We start from the raw sequence: 18,391 nt of genomic DNA on the forward strand, positions 1-18,391 counted from the left end.
TTGTTATTTTATGCATCTAATATACTATTATTCAATGGTTTTAACAAAATAAATACACATTAAAATTGAAGATTTTTAATCTGTCAAAGTAGAATTAGTCTGATTTGTATCTGGCAACACAGATTACAAACTTTATTCACATCCTGTTGTGCATAAATTTATTCTGCGAACACGTTAAATAGAATTGTGAATTCCATAACTTCGCACAACGTTAAAATTGTAAATTATGCCGTATCGCCGATTACCTACCACAGATAAAGCACGCCTTCGTGCGCTGGAAGCCGCACTTCTTATTGCCGATGACAGGGATGCAGGGAAACTTGCTTATTCAAAAAATACACTATTTGAGTTGAAGAGTGTTAAATCGAACTTTGATAATCACTTGAAACATTACGAATTCGATTTAAAAACAGAATCCGAAAAAAGTGCGGACTACAAAGCAGCTTTTGAAAAAGCAAGACTTTATGTTTCTCATTTTATGCAGGTGCTTTTTATGAATATTGAACGGGAGGAGTTGAAAAATGAGGTTCTCCGGTTTTACGGACTTGAAGATTTTGGAAATAAAATTCCATCATTGAACAGTGAGGAAGAAGTTTTGGAGTGGGGTAAAAAAATAATTCAGGGTGAACAAAAAAGAATGCAAAACGGCGGCAGTCCCATCTACAATCCTTCCATCGCATTAGTTAAAGTGAATGTGGAAAATTTTAATGAAGTCGCTGTTTTTCAGCGCACGTTGAAAAGAAATACGCTTCGCAGTTACGAAAAAATGCAGCAGGTGCGGAAAGAAACCAACGATTTTATCAGTAAGCTCTGGACCGAGATTGAAGAGCATGTTGGAGATGTGCCTCCAAAAATGAAACGCCAGCGCGCCCAGGAGTATGGTGTGGTTTACGTTTTCCGTCGCAACGAAAAGAAAAAAATAAGGGTGGAAGGCATGCAGGTGGATTTAATGTTTGAATTCAATTAAAATAATATTATTACCGAAAATGGGGAAGAAATTCTGCCCCTTTTTTTACCCCGGTCTTTTTACTTTTTGAATTGAAAGGGTTACCTTTAGTCCAAAATCTTGAATCATGTTATTCCGGCCAATTTTATTTTTTCTGCTGATTGCAATTCATTTCAGTGGGTTTTCCCAGGTAAAGCATTTCCCTGAAACAAATTACGACCTGGATGGTGACGGATTTGAAGATTTTATAATTGAAGATGGATTATCTTATGATCCTTATAATCATGTGTATCATTATTATTCCAAAATTATACCCCAAAAAGAGGGTGAAATAGTTTTTCAGGAGAATTCCTTGTTAACAACTGTTTTTTTTGAATTTGGTGATACTATCTCCAAAAATCTTAATTGGTCAACTGAAAGTATTTATATCTATCACGGATATTTTAATTTTCCTGAACAATATAAAATCAACAGTGATTATTTTTTTGGGGTACGCATTAAAATGGAAAATTCTTATCACTACGGATGGATTCGTTTTCGAGGTGGTGATGATGGTGGCATGAGGGATGCTGCTATTCAACTAACTCCGGATATTCCTGTACTTGCCGGTGAAGGAATAAATTCTATCAAAACAATTGTTGACACTGTAATACATCAGCACAACAATAATAGTTGGAGTGATTACATGGTAAGGTTTTTTCCACCATATAGAGAAGAGTATATAAATGAATACCGACTATTTATTTCCAAAGCAAATGACACTGATGAAATAACCGTCGAAAAATTAAGAGCGATATCAAAAACGAACTACCAAAAAATTATGTCCGGTTCAAAGGTTTTTGAAATCACCTTAAATAATGATTTGAAGGATTTGGACGACGAGGAAATTAAACAGGGAGAAGAATACCGGGTTATCGTATTAAGTATTTCAAATGACACTACTGCATTTTCTCATACTTACAATCTTACTCAACCATTTAAAGTCAGAACCATACTTTCGAAACCAGGTGCTCCGTTAGTGCTTGATTTTGGGAATACAGGTACCAGTAAAGATATTTTTTTAAGATTTTCTTCGAACACCAATGAAGAATTTACCGAATCTTACAGGCTGATAATTGTTCCGGAACAGGAGGCAGATACTTTTAATTTACAAAAGGCAGCAGATGTTTCTCCGCAGAATAGCTACATAATTGAACCAAATAAAGACTTTGAATACATTGTTGAAGAAGCTTTGCTTGAAGATATTTACGGAAATCCGGTTGAAAACAATACGTTTTACAAGGCATTTGTTTATGCTGTTCCTGATGGTGTTCAATCATCAGTAGGAGCAATCTCTGCAGTCTCAAATTTATTTTATCTCTCAAAGCCGAATCAATTTTATACTGGCCAAACTGAGGGCACGGGTATTGAATTTTTTGTTAATGACAGTAATAAAAGAATTCAGACAAGTTACTTGGACATTGATTGGGATGGAAAAGATGATTTAAAAATGACCGCACACGTTGATGCCTGGTGGTATAAATACGATTATGATTTTAAGTATTGGGTTCATACTATTGACAGTACAGAAGTTTTAATTGATGCTGAAATGAATAATCATGCTCAAAACAACCTTATTGGAGACCCCATTTTTGAATCCCGGGATTGGGGAGCTGGGAAAATTTTGTTGACCTCAGGAAAATCAGAAAATGGAAGTATTATCGGAACAGGAAATTTTAGTGCAGATTACTTTAGTAAAGGAATCCTGGGATTCAGAAAAATTAGTCAAAATGATACTTTATTTGGCTGGGTGAATATACATATTTATGGAGACGGTACCAGATTCGATGAATATGCATATCAAAAAAAATCAGAGTTAACTTTTTCTGATTCAACCTTAAGTCCAAATTTCCCGGATACAATTAAATCGTTATTTGTTACATACCCCAATCCAAATAACGATGGAATTTTAAACATCGCATTGAAAGAATTTGCAGCAGGTAAAGATTACCATATTGATGTTTTCAATTCTTCGGGAATAAAAATGAAACACATCCTTGTTACTGAAAAGCTTACTCAGTTTAACCTAAACGCATTACCCCGCGGATTGTATTTTGTGCAGCTAACCACTCCGGAAAAACAGGAAACACAAAAAGTTTTGGTTCAGTAATTTTTAATTTTTTACCTTTAATCCAAAATCTTGAATCATGTTATTCCGGCCAATTTTACTTTTTCTGGTGATTTTTATTCCGTCACTAATGAGTGCCCAGATTAAATATTTTACCGGTGAGAGTAATGATATTGATGGGAACGGAATTGCAGATTTTGACATTAAAAATTCAAATTCCAGCTATTACGGATTAGATTACATTATGTATACGTACATCGGAACTTTCTCTCCACAGGATGAACTGCAGATACAATTTGGTACACAGACTGTTGGTGTATATAGTTTGGTTGAGTTTAACAATTTCGGAGATACCATTGGTACAAACCGGCAATGGTCATCTGAACCCAAAACGCTTTATTTTTATGAAAACACAAATTATGTAGAAAATTGGAAAAATGAAAGTTCTGCTTTTATCGGCATCCGAATTAAAAAAGGCGATTCGTTCCGATACGGTTGGCTGCGAATAACAACTACTTTTGATTGCCGCGTACATGATGGTGCGATTCAGGAAACAGCGGGAATCCCAATTCTTGCAGGTGAAGGAATAAATACAATCAAACCTTTGGATATGAAAGTTTCTGATTTGCGAAATAATGGAAACTGGAGCGATATTTCCGTCGATTTTTTCTCTCCTTATTTTAATTCTTATGTTGAGGAATTCCGTGTTTTTGCAGTTAAAGCTGATGATGCTCAAGAGCTTTCAGTTGAAGATCTGATGGAATTACCTGAATCCAGGTACCAGGTTGTTAAAAATGAAGAAGTGGAAAATCATGTTGTGCTAAATTCTGATTTTTTGGATGTGAATGGTGACGAAATGGATATCACCAAGGAATACAGAATTGGTGTGCTTTCAGTTTCAGACAGCATCCAAATATTTCCGCATGATTATAATCTCTCATCGGCTTTTCAAATAAACACAGTTTTACCTGAAGTTGCGAACCCAACTGCTGAGGACGTTGGTGATGAAGGTACAAGTGAGGATTTAAAAATCACTTTTGTTAAAAACACCCGGGAGGACATGATGAAGGAGTACCGTTTGCTGATTGTTCCAAAAGATTCGGTAAAATTCTTCACACTCCAAAAAGCCATTCAGATTCCATACGAGTATTATTTGGGTATTGAATCGGCTGATGATTCTGTTTATTTAGCAGAAAATAAACTATTGAAGGACATTTTTGGGAATCCGGTTCAGCAAGACCAATTGTACGAGGCATTTATACTTTCTGTACCTGATGGGATAAATTCAAATGTTGCATCTCTTTCATCTGGCTCAAATGTTTTTTGTTTGGGTACACCTAATTATTTGTTTGCCGGGCAAACAGAAGGGAAAGGATTAAACTATCATGATTTTGAGCCTGATTTAGCGGAAGATACGATACGGTTTGATTTTGACCATGACGGGAAAAATGAACTTACTTTTACAAATTTTTCGGACTGGAGGCCATCTGTGATTTTTGATTACTGGACTGTCACAACTGAAGACAGTACCGAGATTATTTTCACAGAAAATGATATTGCAACCAATCATTCGCTCCATTCTTCAATCAATCATTTGGGAAACTGGGGCAGTGGTACATTTTATCTGGCTTATGAATATTCGTCCGGTTGGAGTGCAAACACAAAGAAAGGCGAGTTTTTTTATGAAGGAATTGTCGGCTTCCGAAAAAACTCGGTAAACGACACCATTTACGGTTGGGTAAATATTCACTGTCTTTATCCCACAAAAATTTACGATTATGCCTGGCAAAAAAGTGTAACCCAGTCAGTCTTCGAAATTCCCGATTCCGGTGAAAAAATGTTTGTTGCTTATCCCAATCCAAACAGCGAGGGAATTTTAAACATCGCATTGAAAGAATTTGCAGCAGATAAAGATTATCAAATCGAAGTTTTCAATTCTTCGGGAATCAAAATGAAACATATTCTTGTTACTGAACAGCTTATTCAAATGAACCTGAACGGAATGCCCCGCGGGTTGCATTACTTACAGCTAACCACTCCGGAAAAACAGGAAACACAAAAGGTTTTGGTGCAGTAATTTTAAAACAGGCTATTCTGAAGAAATTTCAGCAGGTTGCAGTTCATTTCCCCGGTTCTCTCTTTTTATCAGGAACATCAGCAGGAAAACCAAAGCCAGACTGAGTATGGCTGCATAATAACTGTCGGATGTTGCGCCGATTTCTTCCATCCCAGGATTTAATACATTTTTATCTATGAGATACATGGCCACTACCGCAAAACCGTTGTTAAAAAAGTGGGCTACAACGGGCAACCACATGGAGCCGCTCCAAACCAGCAGGTACCCGAACAAAACACCCAGCAGCATACGCGGCACAAACCCGTAAAACTGAATGTGCAGGGCGCTGAACAAAATGGCCGAAATCCAGATTCCCCAGTGGTGGCTGCGGGTCCACCTGGTAAAAATACGCTGAATCACTCCACGAAACAGCAACTCTTCGCCAATGGCCGGTAAAAAGGCAATCATAAACAAGTTGAACAGCAGTCCGCTGGTACCATCCACCTTTAAAAAAGCTTCGGTGAGTTCGGCTGCGTTTTCCTCGGCATTTTTCATCCAGCGCTCCAAACCCGCCAGAAATTCAGGGAATTCCATGCGCGTGTTCCATTCGCCGATAAAATTGATGAGTGGAAGGGAGATAAACACCAAAACTGCCACCAGAAAAATGGAGGTAGAAGTTGCATTTCGTTTCAAATAAAGGTATTCAGCAATTTTTCCGTGAAACAGCCAGGCCAGAATAACCGGCGGCACAATAAACAGTCCGATGGATTGCACCACCTGGAAATATTTCAGTATGCGAATGTTTTCGGGGTCGCCTAAATCGCCGATGGTGGGAATGCTCATCATGGAGCTGATGCCAAAAAGCGGAATGGCCAGTCCCATGGCAATCAGCAAAAAAGCCAGAAAACTCACCAAAATAACAAACGCCGAGAACATCAGTTGCGGAAACGGTTTCATTCCCTGAAAAGCAGTGAATCCCATGTCAGAGTATTTTTGTGCAAATATAATGGAATCGGGGAATTAGGGAACCAAGAGATTTGTGGAGATTGATGGAGATTTGTTGTGAATTGTAGAGATTTAATGTTGAAGAAATCACCACCTAATCACTATTTTATCACCACCAATCACTTCGTATTCACCACCTAATCACCCTTTCCTTCTCCCAACTCCCTGATTTTCATATTCCGGAACATGGTCAGTCCGCCGTGGTCCTGCAGACCGATGTGGCCCGATTTTGCAGCGCCGTAATAAGGCATATCTTTCCATTTGCTGTTGGCTTTCAGTTCATTCCATTCATCGCTCCAGAGCTCGTATTCCACCACTTTTTTGCCGTTCAGCCAGTGCTCCACATGCGGACCGTTCACAATCAGCCGGGTTTTGTTCCATTCATCCGGCGGAACCACTTTTGCATTTTTGGGTGCATGCATGTCGTAGTTGGCGCCGGAGTACTGACTGTCTTTCAGTTGGGTAGGCCAGCCGTTGTCGTCAATGAGTTGGTATTCCGGCCCTGTTTCGTAAATGGCGTTTGCAATTCCCTCCTGCACATGAAAAAATATCCCGGAGTTGCTTTTCGGCGCAATTTTCCACTCCAGATAGAGCTCAAAATTCTGGTACTCTTTTTTTGTGATGATGTCTCCGCCATGGTCGGAACCCACGCCGGAATTGTGCAACACACCGTCCACAATTTTCCATCCGGTAACTGCTCCACCGTTAAATGTTTTCCAGTTTTCCAGCGATTTTCCGTCGAACAGCAGTTCCCAGCCCTGTTTAATTTCTTTTTTGGTAAGGGTATTTGTTTTGAAATCTTTTGATGCACAGCCTGTTGCACCAAACAGGAAAACAGTTAGTATGGAATAAATCAGGTGTTTCATTTTGCTTTTTTTTGAGTTCGATTTTCAGGCTAAAATTAGGGATTTCGGGAGAATTGATAAAGGAAAGAGCTAAAAATCGGAAATATTATTGGAGATACCACGCTGGATTTTCTTTCAGTTTCATGAAATTCTAAAGTTCAACTTTAGATTTTCACAGTAAAAAGCAAAAACTAACCTTGAAATTCTAATATTTTCACAGTAAACAAATTCCTGGCAGGAAGGACAAATACCATTTTTTAACGCTGTAATGAATTATAAATCCTGGTACAGAGTTATTTTGCCAAGGGAATCCATCCATCCATCCATCCATGTATGCCAGTCCGCGGTTTGCTCATGCGTAATATGGAATCAGTTCCAGCTCCACAGAACCTTCAACAGGATTGGTTATTTCATTTGTTTATAAGGGAGATAAAGTTCACCTTCTTTCCAGTCAGAAGAAGTGTGTTTTTCGGGAAGCTGCGGATTATTTACTACAACCTTTTCTTTTTCTTCCCGGTTAAGTGTTTGTCCTTTCAGTACTGTAACTCCGCCCAAAAAATCACTGCGATAATCCGGTTTCAGCTCTATGTTTTCAGGAATGAAAACTCCGTTTGTTAATGTTTCCTCTCCGTCTTCTTCCTTTGGAAGTTCCAGGCAATAAGCAACAGGGACACGCATTATAGCAACTTTATTTTTCTTTGCATTTTCTTAATCTTTTCTATTGATAGCATAGGATTTAACTGTTATTGAAATCTGCGTAAATATTCATACTTTCTTCTCACGTGGCATTTGGAACCACAAAATCCATCTTTCCCGTAGCCTTTCCAGGTGCAGGTTTTACATGGATTTATAAAAAAGTGCCTGGTTTTAATAAATATACCATAACCGATTATTCCGAATAAAACGATACCAAAGGGCCAGTGCCATAACGGAATTTGAGGCGACATGCCTGATGACCCTATTCCTTCGCCAAATATTAACGGCACACAGCACTGGCTGACAACCAATTCGCCCTGAACCCTGTATGCATGATAATGGTAATCTGGAAAAACGAACTGATCCGTTATGAGCCCGGCAACCAGAGCCATTACTATTAATGACAAACCATAAAAAACGGCCGAATTTAATCCCATCGATTTTCGGATAGCATTCAATTCTCCCAGATTGGTTGCCGGGCCTGCAATCATATAGGCAATTGCGGCTCCCGGAGTGGCCCCGAGCAATAACAATCCCTGCACAACAGGAACCGAGGGAATACTGCAGGCATAAACCGGAATTCCCAGAATGATGACATAAATAAGCGTATAAACATCCTGTTGTCCCAGCCAGGTGGAAATCCATTCCAGCGGAAGAAATGTTAGCAACAAGGCTGCAATGCTGAGACCGATAGTAATGTCAACACTTACATCGGAACCCAATTCAAAAAACGACCACCGCAGGGTTTGCGACAATTTGCTTTTTGGGTTTTCCTCGTTTTGCTTTTTCTGAACATATTGTTTACTGCAGTTTTCAGGCTGATTGGCAGCATTGGCTTTTTTCAGAATTCGGTTTCCTGTAAATCCCATAAGCAAAGCTCCCAAAATTGCTGCGGCAACCAAGGTAACCGTTAGCTTTACGCCAAGCATGGATAACGCCAAAGCCACCAGAACAGGCGAAAGAACTGGTGTGGAAGTCATAAAAGCCAGCATATTTCCAACAGATGCCCCGCTTCTGTACAATCCAATTCCAAGCGGTATTGTTCCGCACGAACACAATGGCAGAATGCTGCCAATTCCCACCGATTTAAATAATGACCCGGAAGATTTTCCACCCAAATGTTTTTGAAGAATATTCTGTGGAACCCAATACCTCATTATTCCTGCAATAATAAATCCCAGAACCACATAAGGGGCAGATTCAAGCAAAATATTAAAAAGCGTGTTAATCATTTTCCGGCTTTAATTCTGCGGTGGCATTTTCAATTATGAAAGCCGCTTCATAAGGTTTTGAGGTATCAATGTTTAGCATTCCGGAGACTGTTACTTCAGTATCTATCATTTCATATCGGTTTAAAATCCAGGCATTTCTGAGGTTTACCCGTATCGTCCACCGCATGGCCACATCGGGTTGTAAAACGCATGCCTGCGCCAAACCCAAAGAAGGCAGCAGAAAGAAATAGTTTACCCGGGTAGTGTTGTTGTCGATTATTTCACATCCATTGCCCCTAAAAACCACTGCACCGGTAAGTTTAATTTCCTTTCCGTTTTTGTTTCTTAATTCTTTGGGAATGGAAAAACTGGCTGATTGTCCGTCAATTAATGTTGCCCTTACTTTATAAAAAGGCGCCCAGCTTTTGGCTGCTTCATCGGTTTTCAGGTGGTCAAGCGTTGGCATATTGTTTTCCATCTCCGGCTTTACCTTACTCATTTCAATAAAGTATAAAACAGACAGTAAGCCAATAATTAACAGTGCAATCAGCCAGTTTTTTTTCATTTTCGGGCTATTGAATCGGGTCGAGTTTCCAGGTCACATTATCGCCCGAACCGGTTTGGCGAATGGTACGCGGCCAGCCGGGCATTTGTTTTGCACCACTTTTGGTTACATCGGTAAAACGGTCCCAACTTTCAAATGTTACGCTTTTCTCCTTTTTATTGAACCGGACTAGTCCGAAACCGTCGCGGAGTTTATCCTGGCTTTCGATATTGGCGTATGCGTGCATGGTAATTTTATTGCCCAAACCATCCACATAATCTCCGGTAAAAGGAAGCGGATTTTTAGGGTCTTTGTTTTTACCCGGCTGTTCGTCGAGCGGGTGCCACCATCTTCTGTAATAATTATTTACAATTGCGGGCGCAACAAATGCAAACGGACCGTCACGGAACTCATCAATTCCATGTTGAACCAAAGTTGCTAAATGCTGATCGCCGGCCAGATGCACTGCACCTGCATCCTTTATCATCCGTAACGCCTTTTTCCTTCCCGTTTGTGGCCAGCCGTTGCAATCTAAATCAGCATGTAAATAGTTTTCAAACTGACCATGTCTGTGGGCAGCGCCGCTAAAACCGGTTTGAGAAAGAACCGCTTTCATCGAAACGCCATCGTATTGTTTTCCCCAGGCTTTTAAAAAAGTAAGCTGGCGATCGCCTAACAGTTTTAACCCTTCCAAATCAATAGAATTCGGGTCGTATTCCAGATTCCGGATATGGTCGGGCCGCGGCCCCTGTTGCGGAATTTTTCCGGCTGGTCCGCTTTTAAACTTTCGATCTTCGATGATGGCAAAATCCACTCCGCCAATAGTTAAATTGGTATAATAAACTCCAATTCCCTGTTCAAGCGGGGTTGGATCGTAAGGATCAGGCAAATGCGCTGTCTGGCACCGTTCAACCATTTTTACGTATTCGTGGTGATAGAAATAACCGCCATCGTCGCCAGCCGGCGAAGAAGCAATTTTACCCCCTTCGCCCCAAAGGTTTCCCTGCCCGATGTCATGGTCGTCGGGAATCGTTATAGCCGGTCGTTCCCTGAATAGATCGCGAAACTGAAGCCCAAAAAGCAACCAGGCTGCTGTGTGTTCAATATGATCATAACTTTGGTCGCCCGCAAAGAACACCATATCCGGATTAAAATGGTTTACGTTGCGTGTGTATTGCTCGCGCAAGCCACGGTCTTTGTTTGAATTGCAGTTGAGAGAAGCAACTACAATTTCTTCTTTGCCAACGGGGTTTTTGCGAATTAATCCCTGAAATTCGGCATTTTCCCCATGTCGTAAACGGTAGGGGACATCTTTGGTGTCGTCCCAGTTTTCAATCCTGAACAATGCCGACCAACCGATATCATTCATTATTTCTTTAGCAACCTCCTGCCATTCCCCGTTTGTTTTCAGCTCCAGCCGAACTTCACGCGTTTCATCGGGATAAAGAGGGAAAAGCTGGGCGGTCATTTTCATCACGTTATTTTGGGTAGTGTAAATTCCAAAACAAATTACTTCGTCGCGTGGCACATCCACGTCAATGATCTTATTTGGATCATTTTTAATTTGTTTTGCATGGTTCCACCAGTCGTTAACGCAATAAATATCAAGTTTTTCAAATGGTGCTTTTACGGGGGGTTCACCCACCTGGGCATTTGTAAAAAGATACAATGTCGATAAAATCAGCGATAATAATAGTTTCATTTTGAATTGTTTTAAAGTTTCAAAATTGTTAAAATTGTTAATCATTTAAAATTTTACTTAATACCTTTTAATCAATTTCAAAGTTTTATTTTGTCCGTCAACTTTCATAAAATATATTCCTATTTTCCAATTGTTTGTATAAATTACAGATGATTGGTTCAGGTTCCCATTTATTGCTGTTCTTCCAAAAACATCGATAATTTCGAAATTAATTTCAGAAAAACCTGAAGGGTTGAACTTTAACCAGGTTGAAAAAGGATTTGGGTACACATTAATTGCCTTATCGTAACCCGTATTTTCTTCAACCGAAGTATAAACAGCTTTCGTTTTTATAGCGCGCACAAAAAATACCGGAACCTCTTCTTCCGATTCCAGCAGAAAGTCGAAACCATAATCAAATCCTGCATCATCAATCCGGGCATTGATAAAGAATGTGGCTGTTCTAACAGCGTCCTGACCCGTTGTTACAACGGAATCGGACTGAATACCCTCGTTATTTTTATAAACAAGCTTTAAAATCCCGTTAACCCCGTCGTAAAAAGAAACTTTAATGGCCATGGGCTGTTCTCCGTTTTGAAAAATGCGGTCGTCAATATCGAACCCGATTTTTTTACCCGCGCGTGCGATGTAATCGTAATATTTGTTGTTCTGTACCATCCACATTTTAATAGCATGCTGAATTTTTACAGCCGGTTTTGTTTCATAGCCCGGTGCATCTCTTTGGTGCAGCCACCGCTCGAAGTTTTTCGTTTCAATCCCTTCGGTTTTTTCGGTTGCTGTTATGGTGCGATTTAGATAATCGTTATTGCTGTAATTGGATGCCCTGAGATAACTTGTTCTCAGAAACGCCCAAACATCGGGGGCATCTTCCACGGTTCTTCCCAATTCCTGCGATAAAAAAGGCAACATTTGTGGCATTAAATGCCCGGTTGTGTGAATGTAAGTGCACCGCATTTGCAGCGCCCGTAACGTACTTGTAAAGTAGCGGTAAGGATAAGAATTTGTGGTATTTCCGAAACGAAAATTCCTCGCAGCCGTTGCCCAGGCTTCTTCGTATTCCTCATTCACTTCACCGTTAAAACAATTATATTTCATAATTGGGGCGTTTTCGTCAACAGACAAATAGCCGTCGTTGTCGATGTATTGCCCCAGGTCGCGGTTGGGTATGTTGTAAAGGTACATTTCAACAAAACCGCGGCGCACTCCAAATCCCTTTTCAAATCCATAATCGCACGAACCGCCCATAAAAATTTTCGACTCCATTCCCTTAAATGCATTCTGCCAGGCATCCAGGCGCTGCCTCACGTGAATTACGGTGTCGTTTGCCGCGCTGTTCGCTTCTCCGTATGGCCCAATTCCTTCGTCGCCAAAACTGTGCGAAGCATAGCCAACATAGGCGGCTTTCACCATTTTCGGGATTTCGGTTTTTGCCAGTTCATTAATTAGCATCAGATAATGTTTATGAAATTCAGGGTGTGACGGATCAAAGTTCAGGTTATGCTGGGGTTGTTCCTGAGGCAGGAAGTTTACACCCAGTTCTTCCAGCCAAAGTGGAGCTTCGCCTTTGTTTAAGGCATTATCATCTGTTCCGCGCGATTTTGAATGACAAAGAATACGCAGGATAATATCGGAACCAACACTGTTTGCCTGGTTAATCCTGTCGATAATTGGTTGAAAATTGAAATTTCCCATAGTGGTTTCAATATCGCGCCACTTAACCCAAAGGATGCCGGTGCTGTTTGATTTAAAATGAAGGTTTAACGGAATATAATCTTTGTTCCAGCCAATTATTCTCTGCAAGCCCACCAATGAACGCGGAGAAGGCTCCACAAAATTGGGCAGCGACCAATCCCAGCCTTCAATGACATGGTCTTCATTTATCCACTTTTGCGCCTGAATGGTATCCAGATCTTCAATTTCCAGATATTGATAGGCAGGCCAGTAGGGGTAATCGCTTTCAGGCAGCACATTGGGATTTTGAGCTGTTACACCAACTGCAATAACTGTAAAAAGAATTAAAACTGCTTTTTGTATCCCTGAAATTAATGCAACGGTATTTTTGTAATCAGTCATCATTTATTTATGCTTTGTAACCATTCCAGTTCTGTTTTTACCTCTTTTTCAACTATCGACCAGTGAAACAATTCCTCTTCGTATCCCGGGGAATTTTCACAAAAATGGGTAAGCGGAACCGGTTGATAAACCGGAGTGGTAATTTCTATCAGCGAATGCCAGTTTTTAGTTGCTTTTGTTAACCATTCAATTGCATTTTCAAGGTCTTTTTTTTCATTCGATGTTTTATACCTCTTGTATTCAACAGCCGCTCTCAACTTATTCGAAAAATAGAACCCCAGGTTGGCCCATGCTTTTACATCAGAAACTTCGTACAGTAAATCAACTTTTTTACCTGGGTTTATTCTTTTTACATCGTTTAGCGCCTGATTGCACAAAGCTTCCACTGAATCGGCAAGATGCAATGGTGAAAATTTTCCGTTTGGAATATTTTTTTCGTTTGCCAGAAAATCGGCAATACTTAAATAAGCAGGCTCCATCGGTTTTTTTAAGGCCATATCGTCGAGCGATATCAGCTTTTGCACTTTAATATTGTCATTCACAACAGAACGAAGCATTCCTTCTGAATACAACGAAAAATCCCATGTAGCATTTTGCCACGAGGCAATAACCAACGGAACTTTGCTGACTTTTGTCTGAGCTTCAAAAAGTTTTTCACCTTGTTTCGGGAAGCGTTGCTCAAACTCATTTGCAAAAAATTCATCAGGTGTATTTGGATTGTACATCAACCTTCCCATCACTTTATAAAACATCCACTGCCTTTCAAAAGCATATTTGTAACTTGAACCCGGCAGCGAGGTGATGTAATCTTTTGCCGGAATGTAAGTTTCCGAACCAACATAATATCCGCTGACATGGGGTTTTACATTGGTGGCTATGTGCTTGCGAAAAAAGTCGGGCTGCCCCCAGCGGAGCATAAAAAAGTCTTCGTTCCGCATCATCCACGAAAGGGAATAACTTGTTGGCATTGGATTCCAGTACACATCGTTTAGTTTACCACCATGCACTTTAACCAGTGTCGGTGTTGAGAAAGCATGCGACCAATTGAATTTCAGTTCGATATTAATCGGGCCATCAAAGCAGGTGAGCGTGTCCAGCGCACTGCGGGTCAATTGTTCGGTTTCAACAGAAGTGGCACCACCACTGCTTGTTCCCGCCGAGAGAGGAACACGGTAGATGAATTTAATTTTTCGGGATGCCATGCGAACACCCCCGATATAATTTTCGAGAATCCAGTTTTGGCGTTCTTCCGCAGTCATGTTGCCCATCCCCTCGCCAAGCGTAATTCCCAATCCGGTTAAATCGGGATAGGTATCAATTACAGCTTTTATGCTTTCGCGATAAAAATCTTTTGTAATTGCCGATGTATCTCCCTGTGGTACATAGTGTTTGCCTTCCAGGCAGTAGTCGCATACATTGTGCGCCTTTGCAAATTCAGGCGAAACAAAAATATTCCAGTTCACCAGGTAAGTTTCAATTCCACGGTTTTTGGCCATGCGGAAAAGGGTGCGCCAGAATTTTTGCCACTGCGGCAAATCCTCATCACTAACACTGCAACCGTCGGGATATTTTTCAGTTTTTACCATATAACTGAACGGGTGCAGATTCCACAAAGTGAGTTTGTTAAACCTGTTTTCAACCATCATATCCAAAAATGATTTCCAATAATTGGTATCTCGACAGGTTTCGTAGTGTAACTGTAGTGCCGGACTCCGGCGATATGAATCCCAAGGGAGGTTGAATTTAATGGCCCTGAACGACAGGTTGGGCGATTCTTCCTTACTTTCGATTGTAGTTTTTCCTGCCTTGAGCTGATTTTTTACTTCCAGCAAACCGTACATTAATCCAACGGCATCGCCACCTGTAACTTCCACGATATCGTTATTCACTGTTATCCTGTAAGCTTCTTTAACAAGATTTACCGAATCAAGCCTTGTCTGGATTGTCAGGTCTGCATTACTTTCATCAAAAACAATTGCATTTGTTTTCTGCAACGTTTTAATTTTTTCTGCTGCATAAATTACCTGTGGCATTTCAGAATGAAGTTCCAAACGAACAGTCGGAGTTTTTTCGCTGAACGAAAACAGCAAAAATAAAATTGCTGCCAGGTTTATTGGATAAAGGAAATGTTTTTTAAAACTCATGGTATTCCGTAATTAAAGTTTAACCATTCATTTTTAATCGAGAGGTTCTTCTTCCTTATCGCCCGGATTAACCCATCCTAAATCTTTCATCGTAAATTCGCCGGCCATAAAACGTTCATAAAAGTTCCATCCTCTTTTCTCTGAATAACCATAGGTATTGAAAATATCACCATTACCAAACATGCGCGGGTCTTCCTGTTCTTTTAGCATCGTCTCCATTCTGGTTTTCATCATTTGCTTCAGATTTGCATATTCGGGCTCGCTGGCAAGGTTTTCCATGCATTCCTCATCTTCGGTAACATTGAAAAGTTCTTCATTTGTTTCGCGTTTGCCCATAGAAAGTTTCCAGTAGAAATCATTCTCTCCCGACCTGAACTGACGTAAAATTTCGGTTTTGGTGGGCGAACCGTCAATATCGAGGTACCCGATTTCCGGATTTCCGGCAGGCCAAAGTGAAATATCATAATTGTATAAATACAGATAATCATTGGAAACGATACCCCGGATTGGATATCCCTGGTTTTTGGGGCGGCTGTAATCGTGCCGTTCTTTCCCGATTAATAAAACATCGCGCTCCGGGTTTACTTGTCCTTCTTTTTCAGAATATAAAATATCGGTTAAACTTTTTCCGGGCGAACTGTGTATTCCTGATTCTTCAAACGGAATGCCTGCCAATTCCAAAAAAGTAGGTGCAAAATCAATAAAACTTACCATGTCGGTTACTGTTCGGCCGGGGTTTTGAATGCCTTCAGGCCACATAACGGCCATGGGAACGTGGTTTGAATATTCGTATTCCTGTGCTTTGCCGCGTGGGAAAGGCATTCCGTGGTCAGACGTTTGTATTATGATTGTATTTTCCAGCAATCCCCGGTCTTCGAGCGCTTTAATCATTCGACCCAGGTGCCAGTCGGCGTATTCAATTTCGAGGGCATAGTCAAGCATATCGTTGCGCACAATTTCATTATCGGGCCAGAAAGCGGGGACCGAATCAATATCAGAAATTTGTTTGTTTTTTACCCGGTTTCCGGAGCCATATTCATACCGGCGATGCGGTTCGCGGGCACCAAACCAGAAAAACCAGGGCTGACCTTCTTCAACAGTTTCTAAAAATGTTTCGAAGTTCGACGCGTAATCCTCATTGCTCATCCCCTTTGCCCAGGGTTGCATTTTAATATCAACAAATTCCTGATCGATGAATTTTCTTAATTCACCGTCAATGTATCCCGGATGACCTGGCCCCCAGACTTTACCCGTTGATGCTGTCAGGTATCCATTCTCGCGCAGCACTTCGGGAAAGGTTTTAAATTTTTCCGGAAAATTCAGTACGTGGTTTGCCGCTTCTTCGAGCTGCCATGAATTTCGGCCTGTTAAAACAGACGATCGCGATGGTGCGCATTTGGCATTGGGTGTATAGGCATTCTGAAAGAGAATGCCTTCTTCTGCCAGGCGGTCAAAAGCAGGTGTTTCTACCCAATCGTAACCGTAAGCACTAAAATGCATCCCCGCATCATCCATAATACAAAAGAGAATGTTTGGTTTTTCATTTTCCTTTACATCGGATGATTGCCCGCAACCTCCAACTACCATAATCATAATTAAGAGAAATAAATTTAGTTTCATTGTTATTTTTTGTTATAATTAATAAATATTACATCATTCCCGGGAATCTCAAAAATGATTTCGTCTGAATCATTAATAATTTTTTTTCCCCAGATATCGTAAAGGTGATAAGAAACGGATTTGTCCAATCCAATTTGTTCTTTATCCAATTTAATTAATTCCATGTATGCATTTCGGTTGAAAACACCAATCCATCCTTCATTTTCATTGGTTTTGTGGGGTGTTTTCCAAACATCCACTTTCTCGGCATAAGTTTTAACTCTTTTAACCAGTTCTCCGGTTACTCCATTCTGGTTGCAAGCCAACATATCTTCGTTGGTAATCAGTTCGAAAACAATTTTTGGGGAAGACGTTAATGTGCCGCCCATAAACAGCGGTGATGCCGCCATAGCACGTTGGGTGATAAAGGTCTTTTTCTGTGCATAACTGAAATTATCCGTGCGTTCGTATCCCCGGCCTGAATTCAACTTGTTTTTGGTGAGCGGATAGTTTACCCTGATGTGGCCAAAAGGAATCATATCCATATCCAGCCAAAATCCGTGGTCAGCAAACGGTAATATTTGTTCCCAGCGTTCGAATGAAATATCGATGTCTTCCTGCAAGTCCCAAATATCGCGGGAAATACGAATCATTTCAGCCCTTGCGTAGGTTGAATAGTATTCAGGATTAATATCATCTCCGGGCGAAATACTTAAAACAATGTCGCGGCCGGTTTTTTCAAGAGCATCGGCAATGGCATTTATTTCGCGTGGCTTGTGCACAATGTCGTCGTATTTAATAAAATCAACTCCCCAGCCGGCCAGTAATTCCAACACGCTGTTGTAATATTCCTGTGCGCCGGGCTTATCCATATCAACACCATACATGAGTGAACTCCAGTTGCAGGTATCGTTCACATTGGCGATATCTTTGGCCGAGTAATTCGTTCCTTTTACCGGAAGATCTTTTTCCACCGCTTCACGCGGAATTCCGCGCATCATGTGCAATCCGAATTTTATGCCGTGTGTGTGGGCTTTTTCAATAATATCTTTTAACCCATTTGGAAATAAAACCTCGGAAGGCATAAACCGACCATATTCATCTATGTTGAGATATGGCTTATCGCCATCGGTGGGCCAGATTTCTCCCGGTTTTAAATCGAAGTGCCTGAACCAACCTGCGTCAAGCACAAAATATTCGTATCCGTAAGGTTTTAATTTCTCAATAAACGCATCCAGGTTCTCATGAGTTAGTTGTTCGTTAATATGCGAGCCGTAACAATCGTAGCTGTTCCAGCCCAGCAACGGGGCGGTTGTTTTATTGGTGAACTGTGCGTTTGAGCTGCCAAATGCGAGCATCAATGAAATAAGTATGATAACTGAATTAAAATAATGTTTATGCATAATATGATATTTTTATTCATCTACTTTTAATGCGTATTCTTTTTTATGGTTTTGAAATAA

General features: G+C 40.6%; 13 protein-coding genes. 3 read left to right on the plus strand and 10 right to left on the minus strand.

What is annotated here, in order from left to right; all coding sequences use genetic code 11:
- Nucleotides 1–226: 226 nt before the first annotated feature.
- The 3 genes from ACESMA_RS11525 (at nt 227) to ACESMA_RS11535 (ending at nt 5,130) form a co-directional block, all read left to right on the plus strand.
- On the plus strand, nt 227–967 hold the full coding sequence (locus ACESMA_RS11525) for a hypothetical protein (RefSeq protein ID WP_372948969.1): 741 nt from the start codon (nt 227–229) through the stop codon (nt 965–967).
- A 106-nt stretch (nt 968–1,073) separates the two neighbouring features.
- Nucleotides 1,074–3,095, plus strand: coding sequence for a T9SS type A sorting domain-containing protein (locus ACESMA_RS11530; protein ID WP_372948970.1), 2,022 nt, complete (start codon nt 1,074–1,076; stop codon nt 3,093–3,095).
- A gap of 37 nt (nt 3,096–3,132) precedes the next feature.
- The gene (locus tag ACESMA_RS11535; RefSeq protein ID WP_372948971.1) at nt 3,133–5,130 is read left to right on the plus strand and encodes a T9SS type A sorting domain-containing protein; all 1,998 of its coding nucleotides are present in this window, start codon (nt 3,133–3,135) and stop codon (nt 5,128–5,130) included.
- Between the two features lie 12 nt (nt 5,131–5,142).
- Here the strand turns inward: ACESMA_RS11535 and ACESMA_RS11540 are convergent, their stop codons facing one another.
- From ACESMA_RS11540 to ACESMA_RS11585, 10 genes are all read right to left on the minus strand, one after another.
- On the minus strand, nt 5,143–6,090 hold the full coding sequence (locus ACESMA_RS11540) for a CPBP family intramembrane glutamic endopeptidase (RefSeq protein ID WP_372948972.1): 948 nt from the start codon (nt 6,088–6,090) through the stop codon (nt 5,143–5,145).
- A gap of 161 nt (nt 6,091–6,251) precedes the next feature.
- Nucleotides 6,252–6,980 carry a DUF1080 domain-containing protein gene (locus tag ACESMA_RS11545; RefSeq protein WP_372948973.1) on the minus strand — a complete coding sequence of 243 codons (729 nt, stop codon included), beginning with the start codon at nt 6,978–6,980 and terminating at the stop codon, nt 6,252–6,254.
- A gap of 384 nt (nt 6,981–7,364) precedes the next feature.
- On the minus strand, nt 7,365–7,637 hold the full coding sequence (locus tag ACESMA_RS11550) for a hypothetical protein (RefSeq protein WP_372948974.1): 273 nt from the start codon (nt 7,635–7,637) through the stop codon (nt 7,365–7,367).
- A 65-nt stretch (nt 7,638–7,702) separates the two neighbouring features.
- Entirely contained in the window at nt 7,703–8,887 is a 1,185-nt protein-coding gene (locus ACESMA_RS11555) for a permease (RefSeq protein WP_372948975.1), read from the minus strand.
- The gene (locus tag ACESMA_RS11560; RefSeq protein WP_372948976.1) at nt 8,880–9,431 is read right to left on the minus strand and encodes a hypothetical protein; all 552 of its coding nucleotides are present in this window, start codon (nt 9,429–9,431) and stop codon (nt 8,880–8,882) included. Before ACESMA_RS11560 ends, ACESMA_RS11555 begins: the two co-directional genes overlap by 8 nt.
- 7 nt (nt 9,432–9,438) lie before the next feature.
- Nucleotides 9,439–11,112 (minus strand): hypothetical protein, encoded by a 1,674-nt coding sequence (locus ACESMA_RS11565; protein ID WP_372948977.1) that lies wholly within the window; start codon nt 11,110–11,112, stop codon nt 9,439–9,441.
- A gap of 57 nt (nt 11,113–11,169) precedes the next feature.
- Nucleotides 11,170–13,188, minus strand: coding sequence for a T9SS type A sorting domain-containing protein (locus tag ACESMA_RS11570; protein WP_372948978.1), 2,019 nt, complete (start codon nt 13,186–13,188; stop codon nt 11,170–11,172).
- Nucleotides 13,185–15,329, minus strand: a complete 2,145-nt coding sequence (locus ACESMA_RS11575) for a glycoside hydrolase family 20 zincin-like fold domain-containing protein (RefSeq protein WP_372948979.1) — start codon at nt 15,327–15,329, stop codon at nt 13,185–13,187. Before ACESMA_RS11575 ends, ACESMA_RS11570 begins: the two co-directional genes overlap by 4 nt.
- 33 nt (nt 15,330–15,362) lie before the next feature.
- Complete coding sequence (locus ACESMA_RS11580) at nt 15,363–16,949, minus strand: sulfatase (RefSeq protein WP_372948980.1); 1,587 nt, start codon at nt 16,947–16,949, stop codon at nt 15,363–15,365.
- 2 nt (nt 16,950–16,951) lie between these two features.
- Entirely contained in the window at nt 16,952–18,331 is a 1,380-nt protein-coding gene (locus tag ACESMA_RS11585) for a glycoside hydrolase family 27 protein (RefSeq protein ID WP_372948981.1), read from the minus strand.
- Nucleotides 18,332–18,391: the final 60 nt, after the last annotated feature.

Origin of the sequence: Mariniphaga sp., from assembly GCF_041687215.1 — a bacterium.
GTDB lineage: Bacteria > Bacteroidota > Bacteroidia > Bacteroidales > Prolixibacteraceae > Mariniphaga.

Coding starts and splice junctions, on each gene's coding strand:
- ACESMA_RS11525 (WP_372948969.1), top strand. CDS start 227: ATGCCGTATCGCCGATTACCTACCACAGATAAAGCACGCCTTCGTGCG.
- ACESMA_RS11530 (WP_372948970.1), top strand. CDS start 1,074: ATGTTATTCCGGCCAATTTTATTTTTTCTGCTGATTGCAATTCATTTC.
- ACESMA_RS11535 (WP_372948971.1), top strand. CDS start 3,133: ATGTTATTCCGGCCAATTTTACTTTTTCTGGTGATTTTTATTCCGTCA.
- ACESMA_RS11540 (WP_372948972.1), bottom strand. CDS start 6,090: ATGGGATTCACTGCTTTTCAGGGAATGAAACCGTTTCCGCAACTGATG.
- ACESMA_RS11545 (WP_372948973.1), bottom strand. CDS start 6,980: ATGAAACACCTGATTTATTCCATACTAACTGTTTTCCTGTTTGGTGCA.
- ACESMA_RS11550 (WP_372948974.1), bottom strand. CDS start 7,637: ATGCGTGTCCCTGTTGCTTATTGCCTGGAACTTCCAAAGGAAGAAGAC.
- ACESMA_RS11555 (WP_372948975.1), bottom strand. CDS start 8,887: ATGATTAACACGCTTTTTAATATTTTGCTTGAATCTGCCCCTTATGTG.
- ACESMA_RS11560 (WP_372948976.1), bottom strand. CDS start 9,431: ATGAAAAAAAACTGGCTGATTGCACTGTTAATTATTGGCTTACTGTCT.
- ACESMA_RS11565 (WP_372948977.1), bottom strand. CDS start 11,112: ATGAAACTATTATTATCGCTGATTTTATCGACATTGTATCTTTTTACA.
- ACESMA_RS11570 (WP_372948978.1), bottom strand. CDS start 13,188: ATGATGACTGATTACAAAAATACCGTTGCATTAATTTCAGGGATACAA.
- ACESMA_RS11575 (WP_372948979.1), bottom strand. CDS start 15,329: ATGAGTTTTAAAAAACATTTCCTTTATCCAATAAACCTGGCAGCAATT.
- ACESMA_RS11580 (WP_372948980.1), bottom strand. CDS start 16,949: ATGAAACTAAATTTATTTCTCTTAATTATGATTATGGTAGTTGGAGGT.
- ACESMA_RS11585 (WP_372948981.1), bottom strand. CDS start 18,331: ATGCATAAACATTATTTTAATTCAGTTATCATACTTATTTCATTGATG.